Consider the following 12851-nt stretch of genomic DNA (forward strand, 5'->3'; position numbering starts at 1 on the left):
CGCGGGTACGACGTACCAGGATCACAGACCGAGATAGCCATGACCACCACGCCCTTCACCACGCCGCGCGACCTGCTGCGCTACGCCGTCACCCGTTTCAACACCGCCCAGCTGTTCTTCGGCCACGGCAGCGCGGAGGCGTTCGACGAGGCGGCCTACCTGATCCTGCACACCCTCAAGCTGCCGCTGGACAAGCTCGATCCCTTCCTGGACGCGCGCCTGCTGCCGGAGGAAGTGGCGGCCGTGCTGGCCGTGATCGAGCGCCGCACCGTGGAGCGCGTACCGGCCGCCTACATCACCAACGAGGCCTGGCTGGGCAGCTACCGCTTCTACGTGGACGAGCGCACCATCGTGCCGCGCTCCTTCATCGCCGAGCTGATCCCCGAGTACTTCGCGCCCTGGGTCAATGAGCCTGAGAACGTGGCCAACATCCTGGAGCTGTGCACCGGGTCCGGCTGCCTGGCCATCATGCTGGCCGACGCTTTCCCCGACGCTGCCGTGGACGCGGTGGACATTTCGGCCGACGCGCTGGAAGTGGCGCGCCGCAACGTGGCCTCCTATGAACTGGAAGACCGGCTGACGCTGATCCAGTCCGACCTGTACGCCAACGTACCGTCCAAGAAGTATGACCTGATCATCACCAACCCGCCCTATGTGAATTCGGCCTCGATGAGCAAGCTGCCCATGGAATACCGCGCCGAGCCGGAACTGGCCCTGGACGGCGGCAGGGATGGCATGGACCTGGTGCGCAAGATCGTTGCAGGCGCCGCCGAGCGCCTGACCGACGATGGACTCTTGATCGTCGAAATCGGCAACGAATATGACTACGCGGAAGCGGCCTTTGGCCACCTGGGCCTGACCTGGCTGACCGTGAGCGCCGGCGACCAGTCCGTGTTCCTGCTGACCGCCGACCAGCTCAAGCTGTAACGACACCGAAAAGAAGATGATACGTTTTATCAATGTAAGCCTGATGCGCGGCGTGAAGCCGCTGCTGGAACAAGTCGACGTCACCCTCAACCCCGGCGACAAGATCGGCCTGATCGGCGCCAACGGCGCCGGCAAATCCAGCCTGTTCGCCATGCTGCGCGGCGAGCTGCACCCCGACCAGGGCGAGATCGACTTCCCGGCCAAGTGGCGCATGGCTTACGTGGCCCAGGAAACCCCGCCGCTGGAGCGCGCCGCCCTCGATTACGCCATCGACGGCGACGTCAACCTGCGCAAGCTGCAGGCCGAGCTGGAGGCGCTGGAAGCGCAGCCGGAAAGCGCCGAGAACGGCATGCGCATCGGTGAGCTGTACAGCGCCCTGGCCGACGCCGACGCCTACACCGTGCAGTCGCGCGGCGAACAGCTGCTGCTGGGCCTGGGCTTCTCGCTGGACCAGATGCAGCGCCCGGTGGCCAGTTTCTCGGGCGGCTGGCGCATGCGTTTGAACCTGGCGCAGGCCCTGATGTGCCCTTCCGACCTGCTGCTGCTGGACGAGCCGACCAACCACCTGGACCTGGACGCCATCATCTGGCTGGAGGACTGGCTCAAGCGCTACGCCGGCACCCTGATCATCATCTCCCACGACCGCGACTTCCTGGATGAAGTGGTGAACGTGGTGGTGCACATCGACGACCGCAAGCTGAAACGCTATTCGGGCAACTATTCGGCCTTCGAACGCCAGCGCGCCGCGCAAATGGCGCTGGCGGCCGGCGCCCTGGAAAAGCAGCAGCGCAAGCGCGCCCACCTGGAATCCTTCATCGAGCGCTTCAAGGCCAAGGCTTCCAAGGCGCGCCAGGCGCAGAGCCGCATGAAGGCGCTGGCCAAAATGGAGGAACTGGCGCCGCTGCGCGCCGCCGCCGAATTCTCGTTCGAATTCCGCGAACCGCTCAGCGCGCCGAATCCGCTGCTGGTGCTGGAGGATGTCAACGCCGGCTACCGCATCGAGGACCAGAAGACCGGCGCCATCAGCGAGACCACCATCGTCCACGATGTGAATTTCTCGCTGCAGATAGGCCAGCGTATCGGCCTGCTGGGCGTGAACGGCGCCGGTAAATCCACCCTGATCAAGACCATCGCCGGCGACCTCGATCCGCTCACCGGCACCTCCACCACCGGCAAGGGCCTGACCATAGGCTATTTCGCCCAGCACCAGGTGGAGATGCTGCGCCACGACGAATCGCCGCTGTGGCATCTGGCGAAAATCGCGCCCACCACGCGCGAACAGGAACTGCGCAACTTCCTGGGCGGCTTCAACTTCCCGGGCACCATGGTGACCAGCTCCATCGCCCCGTTCTCGGGCGGCGAGAAGGCGCGACTGGCGCTGGCCCTGATCGTGTGGCAGCGCCCCAACCTGCTGCTGCTGGACGAACCGACCAACCACCTGGACCTGGAAACCCGAGAGGCGCTGACCGAGGCCCTGGCCCAGTTCGAGGGCACGCTGGTGGTGGTGTCGCACGACCGCCACCTGCTGCGCGCCACCACCGACCAGTTCATCATCGTCGCCGACGGCAAGCTGCAGCCTTTCGACGGCGACCTGGACGACTACAAGGATTGGCTGTTCCAGACCAAGCTGGGCAAGGGCACCGAAGTGCTGCCGGCGGCGGGCAAGGCCAACAAGACCGCCTATCCGGCCACCTCGCCGGTGGCGCCGCCGGCCCCGGTGGCGGACCGCAAGGACCAGAAGCGCCAGGAAGCCGAGCAGCGCCAGCGCCTGGCCGCGCTGCGCAAGCCGCTGGAGCAGAAGATCAAGCGCCTGGACGAGCAGATCGCCAAGCGCAGCGCGCAGAAAGCGGAAACCGATGCGGCATTGGGCGATCCGGCCATCTACGAAGCCGCCAACAAGGCCAAACTCAAGCAGCTGCTGACCGACCAGGCTTTCTACACCAAGGACCTGGGCGAGCTGGAAGCGCAGTGGCTGGAATTGCAGGAACAGCTGGAAAGTTTGGGGTAATTACGCGGCCTGGCGCGCACCGTAGGGCACTTTGCGGATCGACATCAGCTTGTCGATATCGACCACGATCAGGCGCCGTCCTTCGATGTCGCCCAGGCCCAGCAGGTAATCGACCTGCTGGCCGACGCCCGTCCCCGCACCCGGAATCGGCTTGATTTGCCCGGGCGCCAGCGTCACGATGTCGGTGACGCCGTCCACCACCATTCCCATGACGCAGCTGGACAGCTTGAGGATGATGCAGTCGGTGCTGGGATCGTGCTGCAGCGGGCGCGGGCCGAAGGCGATGCGCATGTCGACAATGGGCATGATCACGCCGCGCGAGACCGCCACGCCGCTGATGATCTCGCCGTCCGAGGCGAAGCGCTCCAGCGCCTTGAGCGGGCGCAGCTCTTGCACCTTGCGGAAATCGAGCGCATATTCGAGCCCGCCCAGGCGGAATACCAGGTATTGCAGGGACGCGGAGCTGTCGCTGGTCGTGGTGGGAACGGTGGCTTGCATGGTCTTCCTTTCGGGTTGCGCGGGGTGGCAGGCAATGACCATCGTATCCAATAGCGGCAGAGCAATATTGACGACCATCAATCTTTAACGCAGGCAAAGCATGATCAGCATCGTTCCCGGCGAAGTGGAGTTCAGCGCCATCCGGGCCCAGGGGCCGGGCGGCCAGAATGTGAACAAGGTGTCGAACGCGGTGCACCTGCGTTTCGATATCGCGCGTTCCTCGCTGCCCGCGCACATCAAGGAGCGTCTGCTGGCCCTGCGCGACCAGCGCATCACCAGGGAAGGCGTGGTGGTGCTGAAGGCGCAGCAGGCGCGCAGCCTGGAGGCCAACAAGGAGGAGGCGCTGCGGCGCCTGCAGGAAATGGTCGACAGCGTAGCCGTGCTGCCGCCGCCGCGCCGGCCCACGCGGCCCACGTTGGGATCGAAGCGGCGCCGGTTGGAGGGCAAATCCAGGGATGCGGAGCGCAAGCAGCTGCGCGGCAAGGTCAGCTTCTGATGCCTCAGCTGTGCAGCGCGCGCCACAGCAGGTTCAGGCCCAACACCATCAGCGTGACGAACAGGCAGCGCCGGAACAGCAGGGCCGGCATCTTGCCGCGCAGCCACTGGCCCAGCCGCATGCCGGCCAGGGCGGGCAACAGCGCCAGGAAGGACGAGCCGGCCGCCACCGGATGCCACTGGCCGCGGCTGGCCAGCATCACGGCCATGGCCATGGTCGAGACGCAGAACGACAACCCCATGGCCTGCACCAGCTCGTCGCGCTCCAGTTCCAGCGCCTGCAAATACGGCACCACCGGCATCACGAACACGCCGGTGCCGCCGCCCAGCAGGCCGGTGGCGGCGCCCGCCAGCGGCGCCATCCAGCGCTGCCGCCGTGCCGGCACGCGCCAGCGCCAGGCGCCCAGTCCCAGCGCGCCATAGGCCAGCAGCGCCAGCCCCAGCGCGCCGGCGCTCCAGGCCGCGCTCACGCCCACGGCGCCCACCACGGCGATGCCCAGGCAGCAGCCCAGCAGCAGGCTGCGCATGCGCAGCAGCAGGGCATACAGCCGGGGGCCGGACAGCAGCTGCCAGACATTCGTTAAAACCGAAGGCACGATCAGCAGCCCGGCCGCCTCCATGGGCGCCAGGCGCAGGGTCAGCAGGGCCACGGCGACGGTCGGCAGCCCCATTCCGGTCACGCCCTTGACCGTGCCGGCCAGGATGAACACCAGGGTGATGAAGATCAGGTTTTCCATGCCCTGCATTCTGCCACCATGGGCGCGGTAGCGACATGTGGAATATACTGAGGCGGCCTAGCCCTCCAGCGCCCACTCCAGCGCGCCGGAGGCGCCCGCATAGATGGGCTGCAGGCCGGCCGCCGCCGCGGCCCGTACCCTGGCCTTGAGTTCCTTGGGCGGCAAGTCATAGGGAGCGCCGGTGTCCGGGTTGTAGCACATGCCGCGCACCAGCACGTCGCCGCTGAACATCTTGACCGAGCAGCGCGAGCCGCGTACCACGGTCTGCTTCTGCTGCTCCACCACGGCAATCTGCGCCGCCACCTGGTCGCGCTGCGCCTGGGCCGCCTTCATGGCCAGCGAGATCCTGGCGATCTCCTTCAGCGACGGCCCTACCCCGATCGCCATCTTCTCGAACAACGGCTCCTGTTCCGGCGTCAGCACCAGTTCGCGCTTGCGGATGCGCGTGGCCAGGGTCAGGTACTTGCGCATCTCGGGCTGGCTGGTGATGGAATCGATCTCCTGCTTGCGCTGGGCCGCCTCCCGTTCGTGCCTGGCCAGCTGGCCACCGAGCTCGGCGATCTTCCTGTCGTACTTGGACGTGTCCGGCACCAGGGGATAGAGCAGCATCTCGGCCTGCTTGCGCGGCCCGGCGCTGATGATTTCCATCCTGCGCGCCGCGATGGCGCAGCCCTGGGCCAGCTTGATCACCACCTCGTCGGCGATGATCTCGCAGTTGCTGGCCTCCCCGATCACCACCCGCGTGCCGGAAATGATGCAGCTCTCGGCGCGCGCCACCGTGATCTCGCCCTTTTTGGTCTGCAGCACCGCGCCCGAGGCCACGCCCTTGGTGCGGATGTCACCGTCGGCATTGGTGACGGTGCCGCCGATCAGGTTGCGGTTCAGGACGATATTGCCGCCGCGCGAGGACAACTTGCCGAACACGTCGCCGTGGATGGTGATGTTACCGCCTTCCACGGTACGCTGTTCCTGCACCTCGCCGAATTCCTCGTACTCGCCGGTCAGCTGCAAGTTGCCCGTGGTGCGCGCGCTCACGCCCTCGCGGCTGATGATCTTGGAACCGATGGAGATGCGCCGGGTGGCCGGATCGATGCTGACAAACCCCTCGGCGGCCGACACCAGGTAGTCCACGCCGTCGATATGCTGTATCACCGTGCCCTCGCCCGCCACCCTGGTCAGCTCCAGGTCGCGCGGCGCGGCCGGTTCGATCGGCATGCCGGACAGCTCGTAGCCGCGCTGCCCCGGCACCGGCGGGACCTTGCGCAGCAGCTGGATGTGGGGCTTGACCTGCGGGAAGCGGTTCTGGAAGGTGTGCAGGTCGAAGCGCCCCAGCCCGGTCTCGCGCGGCGCATTGCTGCGGTGCAGCTCGCGCGACACCTCGGCAATGGTGGCGTCGCGCCCCGGCAGCGCCGGCAGCCGGCGCGCCACCACCACGCGCGCCGCACGCCCGGCCACCAGGGCTTCCTTGACGGCCGCCGCGTCGATGCCGAAGCGCACCCCCTTGATCCACATATCGGCCACGAACTCGTCGAAATTGAGCTTGGCCGGCTGCGCCGGCATGCCGGGCGCATCGAAGTACACCGGTTCGAAATAGTATTCGGCCTCGCCATTGATGATGCGCACCGACTTGTACAGCGCGCGCCGCACCGGCTCGAACGGCTCGACCCGATCGGCGAAACGCCACAAGGGCTGGCCGCGCATGGCGGCCGGCAGCTCGCTGCCGCAGTTGTACAGCACACGGATGAAAACCTGGTAATCGAGGCCGGAGAAATAGGCGCTGCCCAGGAAGGTGTCGTTGACGGCCGCCAGCAGCGCCGCAGGCGTGGCCGCGGCGTTGAAATACGCGCCGTCGCCGCGCCGGACGATGGCGGTGTCGCCGTGATCGGCTTGTTCTGTCGCCTGGTCGTCGCTAGGCACGGTTATCCCCGAAATTATGTACGTCAGGCGCCACGGCGCCTTTCACCTTTTTCACCTTGTTGCAGATTAGCATGATCCGTGATTCATGGCGCCAGCGCAAGCGCCACCATGTTACATGAGCAAACGCCCGCGATGGCGCCCACGGTGTTCAAGCCGTGCCATCCTGTGCGGGCGGCGCCGCGCGGCGCAGGTCCAGGTGCCAGTCCAGCGCGCCCAGCGCGGCGGCAAACAACAGCTCCCCGGACGGCGCGCCGCGCAAGCGCTGCTGGATATCCCTGGGCGGCAGCAGGTACAGCGGCGCCTCGTCCTGGCTGGGCATGGTGCGCGCAATGACGTCGCCACTGACCAGCTTGAGCGTGCAGCGGCCCGCGCCGGCCGCCTGCAGACGCTGCGCATGGGCGCCGGACAGCCGCTCGCCGCTCACCTTGCAGTCGGCCTGCGCGGCCTGCAGTTCCTGCCTGATGCGGGCCATGGCCTGCATCTGCGGCGCCACGGCGGCCGTGATCGTGCGCAGGAACCGGGCCTGATCGGCCGTCACCTGCAGCTCCTGGGAACGCAGCCTGGCGGCCAGCGCCAGGTAGCGCCGCACATCGGGCAGCGCCGCGATGCGCTCCAGTTCGGCCTGGCCGGACTGGATGGCGCGCTGCAGCGCCTGCAGCCGCCCTTCCAGTCCGGCGATCTCGCGGTCATGGCGCGCCACATCCTTGACCAGGGCATACACCAGCATCTCGGCGCGCTTGCGCGGACCGCAGCTGTCGATCTCCACCAGGCGGCCGGCCACGGCGCAGCCCTCGGCCACGCCGATGCGCAGCTGGTCGGCCGCGATCTCGCAGTTGACGGCATGCTCCACCTCCACCTGCGGGGCGGCGATGACGCAATTCTCGGCGCGCGCAATGACCACCTTGCCCGCGCTGGCCTGCACCACGGCGCCCGAGGCCACGCCCTTGATGTGGATCTCGCCGCCGGCGCCGTGCACGCTCCCGCCCACCAGGTTGCGGTCCAGGACCACCATGCCGCCGCGCGAAACGATATGGCCGTAGACATGGCCGTGCACCGTGATGTCGCCGCCGGTCAGCTCGCGCAACTCCTGCACGTCGCCGTACTCCTCGTAGGCGCCCTTCAGTTCCAGGTTGCCGGTGGTGCGTCCGCTGACGCCTTCCAGGCTGACGATCTTGTCGGTGATGGAGATCCGGCTGGTCCTGGGGTCCACGCTGAGGAAACCTTCGCGCAGCGACACCAGGTATTCGCCATCCTCGTGCTGTTCGGCGGCGGTGCCCTCGCCGGCCCAGAAGCGCAGCTCCAGGTCCCTGGGCGGCGCCGGCATGGTGATGCGGCCGGCCATGTCGATACCCGGCAGGCCGGGGACGGCGGGCTGCTTCTTCAGCAGGCGCATGCCCTGCTTGATTTGCGGGTAGCGGTTCTGGAAACTGAGCAGGTCGACGCGGCCGTCTGCGCGCTCGCGCGGGGCATTGCTGCGATGCAGATCCTGCGACACCTCGACCACCATGGCGTCCTGGCCTGGTACCGGCTCCAGGTCCATGGCGATGGTGATGCGCTCCGGCTTGCCGGAAGCGATGGCGGCCGCCACCGCCGCCAGGTCCAGGCCATAGCGTATGCCGTGCAGCCACATGGCGGCGGCGAACTCGTCCACATCCAGCCTGGCCGGGCGTTCCGGCAGCACGCTGCCGTCCGGCAGTTCCTCGGCCTCCAGGTACAGCGGCCCGAAGCCGTATTCGGCATAGCCGCGTCCCATCTTCGGCGCCTGGTACAGCTGGCGGCGCGCCTCGCCGAACAGGGCCACGCCGGCCGCCACCCGCGCCGCTCCGGACGGCGCCTGGTCGATGCCGTACAGGCCATGCATCAGCACGGCGTAATCCAGGCCAACGAAATAGGCTTGCGAGGAATACACATGGTCGACCGCCGCCAGCAGGGTGGCGCCGGTCGCGGCCGGATCCAGGTAGACTCCATGGTCGTGCTGCAGCAAGCCGGCGGGCAAGGCGCCGCCATGGGCCTGCGGCCCCGCCGGCGATAGGTCTGGCGCCACGCTGTCCTCCAAGAGTTGCGTTTAATAAATTAATCTTACACGCAGGTCAAGGGGATGTGGTTACCTATCAGGCAACTTTAGGCAAAATGAGCGGGAATGTTGTTATGCGTCAACTATACGTCCAGGCCGCGGGCGGGGCAGTACGGTGCGTCAGCACGGCCAGGCGCCGCAAGGGCAAGTGGCCACTTGAAACAGCCGATCAGCGGCGCGGAGGACTGGCGTAGATATCCTGGCCGGCCTCATTGATCTGGCGGCGCAGGTCGCGGCGCTCGTCAGGCGTCATGCGGCCCACGCGGCGGCCCATTTCGGCGTTGCGGCTGGCCGCTTCCTGCATGGCCTTGCGCTGCTCTTCCGCGCGCGCCTCGAAGGAACGCGGATCGAGCGCGCGTGGATCGGCGGCGCGGGATTCGCTGCGGACTTCGGCGGAACGCGGGACCGGCTGCAACTGCTGGCGCTGCGCCTCGCGCGCTTCACGCAATGGCTGGCGGTCGCCGGGATCGGCCTGCACGCCCCCCGCCACGCCCGCGCAGACCAGCGACACGGCCACGCACGCGCAAATGCGGCGCGGCAGGCTGACAGCAGGATGGGATGGCGGACGGATGGACATGGCGTTCCTAAAAACTGAATCTATAGCCAGAGTGTAGAATGCTTTACCAGGGGCGGTAAGAGCGTTAGCGTAAAGTTTGTAACACTTTGTAATGGGTAGGACAAGACGTTTTCGCAAGACGATTATGACGTTACCATAGCAACATGAATCTGACAAATCTCACCAGCTTATGACTAGCACAACGACTGAATCCGGCAACACCTCCGCCAATCAGCATGGCCACCAGGCCAAGATTATGGTAGTGGACGACGATGTACGCCTGCGCGACCTGCTGCGGCGCTACCTCACCGAGCAAGGCTTCAATGTGTTCACGGCTGAAAACGCGACCGCCATGAACAAGCTGTGGCTGCGCGAACGCTACGACCTGCTGGTGCTGGACCTGATGCTGCCCGGCGAGGATGGCCTGTCGATCTGCCGCCGCCTGCGCGGGGCCGGCGACCAGACCCCCATCATCATGCTGACCGCCAAAGGCGAGGACGTGGACCGCATCGTCGGCCTGGAAATGGGCGCGGACGACTACCTGCCCAAGCCCTTCAATCCGCGCGAACTGGTGGCCCGCATCGGCGCCGTGCTGCGCCGCCGCGGTCCGGATGAAATCCCCGGCGCGCCGTCCGAGACCCCGCAGACCTTCGAGTTCGGCCAGTTCGTGCTGGACCTGGGGACCCGCACCCTGAAAAAGAATGGCGAAACCGTGCCCCTGACCACCGGCGAATTCTCGGTGCTCAAGGTGTTCGCGCGCCATGCGCGCCAGCCGCTGTCGCGCGAGAAGCTGATGGAACTGGCGCGCGGCCGCGAATACGAGGTGTTCGACCGCAGCCTGGACGTGCAGATCTCGCGCCTGCGCAAGCTGATCGAACCCGATCCCTCCAGCCCCCTGTACATCCAGACCGTGTGGGGCCTGGGCTATGTGTTCATCCCGGAGGGGCAGCCGCGGTAAACAAGGCAGCGCATGAAGTCTCCCCTGTCCTTCGACACCAGCCGCCTGAAAAGCGGCTTGTTCTGGCGCACCTTCGTGCTGCTGGGCGCCCTGATGACCATGAGTATGTCGGCCTGGGTCGGCATGATCAGCGTGGTCCAGCACGAGCCGCAGGTACAGCAGATCTCGGCCCAGGTGATTTCCATCGTCACCATCACGCACGCCGCCCTGACCCACTCCGCGCCCGAATTGCGCAAGGAATTGCTGTTCGACCTGGTGGCCAATGAGGGCATACGGGTGTTCACGCTGGAGGAGGACGACAAGGTCGATCCGCCGCCCGCCAACGCCCTGATGCCCGACATCGCAGCCCTGGTCAAGGCCAAGCTGGGCGCCGACACGCGCTTTTCCTCCAGCGTGAACGGGGTGCCGGGCTTCTGGGTCAGCTTCAAGATCGACGACGACCAGTACTGGCTGATGCTCGAGCGCGAGCGCATCCCGGGCTGGAGCGGCATCCAGTGGGTGGGCTGGGCCAGCGTGGTGTCGCTGGTGTCGCTGCTGGGCGCGGCCGTGATTTCCAGCCTGGTCAACCTGCCGCTGCGGCGATTGACCGAGGCCACCCGCGCCTTCGCCCAGGGCAAGCGGCCGGAGCCGCTGCCGGAAAAAGGCCCGGCCGAGATCATCGAGGCCAACCGCAGCTTCAACCAGATGGTGGAAGAGCTGCAGCAGGTCGAGTCGGACCGCGCCGTGATCCTGGCCGGCATCTCGCACGACCTGCGCACGCCGCTGGCCCGCATGCAGCTGGAAGTCGAGATGGCCGACCTGTCCAGGGAAGCGCGCGAGGGCATGCAGTCCGACATAGGCCAGATGGACGCCATCATCGGCCAGTTCCTCGACTACGCCAAACCCACCGAGGCCGCCAGCTTCACCGAGGTCGACCTCAGCGAACTGCTGATCGAAACCGCGCACGAGGCCGGCCGCCTGCCCGACGTGCGCATCACCACCGACATCGCGCCGCACTGCCAAGTGCTGGGCAACGGCACCGACCTGAAACGGGTGATCAACAACCTGATTGAAAACGCCCGCCGCTACGGCAAGACCCCGGGCACGGACGTGGCCGAGATCGACATCAAGTGCAGCGTCAAGGGCTTGCCCACGGCCAGGCGGGTCACGGTGGAAGTGCAGGACCACGGCGCCGGCGTGCCGGAAGACCAGATCGGCCAGCTGCTCAAGCCCTTCACCCGGCTGGACGCGGCGCGCGGCCAGGCCAACGGCGCCGGCCTGGGCCTGGCCATCGTCGACCGCGTGCTGCTGCGCCACGGAGCCGAGCTGCACGTGCGCAACCGCGAGGGCGGCGGCTTGCTGATCCAGATCGTGCTGAAGGCGCAGGGATGAGGCGCCTCCTGCTCTTGGCGGCGCTGGGGCCGGCCGCCGTCCACGCCGCGCCGCCGGCCGGGAAGGCGCAGCAGCAGCGGGAGGCCAGCGCCGCCGAGGCGGCCTCCTTCGAGCAGTATTACCAGTCGGCTTATCCCGGCCAGCCCATGGGCCGCCCCGCCATCACGGCCGAGCGTATCCAGGGCGGTGCATGGCGCCTTGTCGCCCGCGTCAACGGCGCGCCGCAGCGCTACGCGGGCAGTTTGTGCCGCATGGAGCAGCGCAACTATGGCTACGATCCCAAGGCGCCGGCGGCGCAGCGCTGGCATCCCGACGGTCCGCCCGACCATTATGTGTGGATGGCGCCCGGCGCCACGCCCTGCAGCGCGCCGGCCGAGGCGGTGTGGCTGGGCCAGGGCATACCGCCCGAGGATGTGCTCAGCCTGCTGCAGCAGCACGGCGAGCTGCTGGCGCGGGCACGCCTGCTGTTTGCCGGGAACACCAGCTGCGCCCGGGTGCGCTCGCTGAACTTCACGCTGGCGTCGCTGGCGACGGCGCCGCCGGCCAGCGGCGCCATGGTGATGTATGCGATGGAATTCCAGAGCGACCGCGGCAGCCGCGCCCGGGTCTACGTGCGCAAGGCGCGCGCCCAGTTCACGGCATGGAACGTGGACTGCAGCGTATAGGAGCTGCCAGCGACAGGCCCGCCAAGGGCTGGCGCCCCGGATACGTCGCTGCCGCGCAGGCGGCAGCCCATGCACAGCTGCCCGCCACGCGGCGTCAATGCAGCTCCAACAGCCGGGTCAGCAACAATTCGGTGGAGCCGTAGCCGTACAGCGAATCCGGCTCCAGCCCGTCGGTATCATAGGGCACGGATTCCTCGCGCTCCGAGCGGCTGGGATCGGTTTCCGAATACGTCACCCGCCAGGCCCAGCGCCGCGCCTCGGAGCGGCGCAGGAATTGCGGCATGGGCCAGTCGGCCGGATTCCAGTCCAGCGTGCCGCCCAGCACCGGCCAGTGGCCGCTGGCCAGCGCCATGTCGCCGACGCGGATGATCTTGACTGCATGCTGCGGCTCCAGGCCGTCCAGCTCCTCCAGGCGCGGCAGCACCGCATGGCGCTGCCCGAACAGGTAGGCCAGCATGATCTTGCTGCCGGGCGCCAGGCGGGCCACCAGGCCGACGCCATATCCGCCGCTCAGCAGCGGAATGGCAAACCAGCTGCCCTCTTGATACGACTGCTTCATTACTACCCTTTCGCACGAACGGGGCAACAGCGTGGCGTCGAAATGCATGGACATGGATGGTGCTCCGTTCGATGGTTGATTGATGG

The 12851-nt window shown here is 67.3% G+C and carries 12 protein-coding genes; 6 read left to right on the plus strand and 6 right to left on the minus strand.

Annotated elements, in window-relative coordinates; all coding sequences use genetic code 11:
• Positions 1-39 precede the first annotated feature (39 nt).
• Together prmB and ACLB1G_RS18545 are read left to right on the plus strand one after the other, a co-directional pair.
• Positions 40-927: a 50S ribosomal protein L3 N(5)-glutamine methyltransferase gene (gene prmB / locus ACLB1G_RS18540; protein ID WP_491628714.1), complete on the plus strand. Its 888-nt coding sequence runs from the start codon at positions 40-42 to the stop codon at positions 925-927.
• Between the two features lie 16 nt (positions 928-943).
• On the plus strand, positions 944-2935 hold the full coding sequence (locus tag ACLB1G_RS18545) for an ATP-binding cassette domain-containing protein (protein ID WP_491628715.1): 1992 nt from the start codon (positions 944-946) through the stop codon (positions 2933-2935).
• On the opposite strand, the gene ACLB1G_RS18550 is transcribed toward ACLB1G_RS18545, so the two are convergent.
• On the minus strand, positions 2936-3433 hold the full coding sequence (locus ACLB1G_RS18550) for a chemotaxis protein CheW (protein WP_491628716.1): 498 nt from the start codon (positions 3431-3433) through the stop codon (positions 2936-2938).
• Positions 3434-3533: 100 nt separating this feature from the next.
• Between ACLB1G_RS18550 and arfB the strand changes: the two genes are divergently transcribed.
• Positions 3534-3929, plus strand: a complete 396-nt coding sequence (arfB, locus tag ACLB1G_RS18555; protein ID WP_491628717.1) for an alternative ribosome rescue aminoacyl-tRNA hydrolase ArfB — start codon at positions 3534-3536, stop codon at positions 3927-3929.
• Between the two features lie 4 nt (positions 3930-3933).
• On the opposite strand, the gene ACLB1G_RS18560 is transcribed toward arfB, so the two are convergent.
• The 4 genes from ACLB1G_RS18560 to ACLB1G_RS18575 all read right to left on the minus strand — a co-directional run bounded on the left by ACLB1G_RS18560 (position 3934) and on the right by ACLB1G_RS18575 (position 9233).
• Entirely contained in the window at positions 3934-4665 is a 732-nt protein-coding gene (locus ACLB1G_RS18560) for a sulfite exporter TauE/SafE family protein (RefSeq protein ID WP_491628718.1), read from the minus strand.
• 57 nt (positions 4666-4722) lie between these two features.
• Entirely contained in the window at positions 4723-6582 is a 1860-nt protein-coding gene (locus ACLB1G_RS18565; protein ID WP_491628719.1) for a flagellar assembly protein A, read from the minus strand.
• A 148-nt stretch (positions 6583-6730) separates the two neighbouring features.
• Positions 6731-8626 (minus strand): flagellar assembly protein A, encoded by a 1896-nt coding sequence (locus ACLB1G_RS18570; RefSeq protein ID WP_491628720.1) that lies wholly within the window; start codon positions 8624-8626, stop codon positions 6731-6733.
• A gap of 199 nt (positions 8627-8825) precedes the next feature.
• Complete coding sequence (locus ACLB1G_RS18575) at positions 8826-9233, minus strand: hypothetical protein (RefSeq protein ID WP_491628721.1); 408 nt, start codon at positions 9231-9233, stop codon at positions 8826-8828.
• A 169-nt stretch (positions 9234-9402) separates the two neighbouring features.
• Here ACLB1G_RS18575 and ompR point away from each other — a divergent pair, with 169 nt between their 5' ends.
• The 3 genes from ompR to ACLB1G_RS18590 are packed head-to-tail and all read left to right on the plus strand — an operon-like array spanning position 9403 to position 12206.
• On the plus strand, positions 9403-10170 hold the full coding sequence (gene ompR / locus ACLB1G_RS18580; RefSeq protein WP_491628722.1) for an osmolarity response regulator transcription factor OmpR: 768 nt from the start codon (positions 9403-9405) through the stop codon (positions 10168-10170).
• Between the two features lie 12 nt (positions 10171-10182).
• The gene (locus ACLB1G_RS18585; RefSeq protein ID WP_491628723.1) at positions 10183-11541 is read left to right on the plus strand and encodes a sensor histidine kinase; all 1359 of its coding nucleotides are present in this window, start codon (positions 10183-10185) and stop codon (positions 11539-11541) included.
• The gene (locus ACLB1G_RS18590) at positions 11538-12206 is read left to right on the plus strand and encodes a hypothetical protein (protein WP_491628724.1); all 669 of its coding nucleotides are present in this window, start codon (positions 11538-11540) and stop codon (positions 12204-12206) included. Before ACLB1G_RS18585 ends, ACLB1G_RS18590 begins: the two co-directional genes overlap by 4 nt.
• A 94-nt stretch (positions 12207-12300) precedes the next feature.
• On the opposite strand, the gene ACLB1G_RS18595 is transcribed toward ACLB1G_RS18590, so the two are convergent.
• A complete protein-coding gene (locus tag ACLB1G_RS18595; protein WP_491628725.1) occupies positions 12301-12819 on the minus strand; it encodes an Imm26 family immunity protein in 519 nt (172 codons plus the stop codon).
• Between the last annotated feature and the right edge of the window lie 32 nt (positions 12820-12851).

The sequence above is a fragment of the Duganella kummerowiae genome, assembly GCF_053572355.1.

What these genes read in the sequence shown, in the direction of transcription:
- arfB (WP_491628717.1), top strand. Translation starts at nt 3,534, where the DNA reads ATGATCAGCATCGTTCCCGGCGAAGTGGAGTTCAGCGCCATCCGGGCC.
- ACLB1G_RS18595 (WP_491628725.1), bottom strand. Translation starts at nt 12,819, where the DNA reads ATGTCCATGCATTTCGACGCCACGCTGTTGCCCCGTTCGTGCGAAAGG.
- ACLB1G_RS18545 (WP_491628715.1), top strand. Translation starts at nt 944, where the DNA reads ATGATACGTTTTATCAATGTAAGCCTGATGCGCGGCGTGAAGCCGCTG.
- ACLB1G_RS18575 (WP_491628721.1), bottom strand. Translation starts at nt 9,233, where the DNA reads ATGTCCATCCGTCCGCCATCCCATCCTGCTGTCAGCCTGCCGCGCCGC.
- ompR (WP_491628722.1), top strand. Translation starts at nt 9,403, where the DNA reads ATGACTAGCACAACGACTGAATCCGGCAACACCTCCGCCAATCAGCAT.
- ACLB1G_RS18590 (WP_491628724.1), top strand. Translation starts at nt 11,538, where the DNA reads ATGAGGCGCCTCCTGCTCTTGGCGGCGCTGGGGCCGGCCGCCGTCCAC.
- prmB (WP_491628714.1), top strand. Translation starts at nt 40, where the DNA reads ATGACCACCACGCCCTTCACCACGCCGCGCGACCTGCTGCGCTACGCC.
- ACLB1G_RS18560 (WP_491628718.1), bottom strand. Translation starts at nt 4,665, where the DNA reads ATGGAAAACCTGATCTTCATCACCCTGGTGTTCATCCTGGCCGGCACG.
- ACLB1G_RS18585 (WP_491628723.1), top strand. Translation starts at nt 10,183, where the DNA reads ATGAAGTCTCCCCTGTCCTTCGACACCAGCCGCCTGAAAAGCGGCTTG.
- ACLB1G_RS18550 (WP_491628716.1), bottom strand. Translation starts at nt 3,433, where the DNA reads ATGCAAGCCACCGTTCCCACCACGACCAGCGACAGCTCCGCGTCCCTG.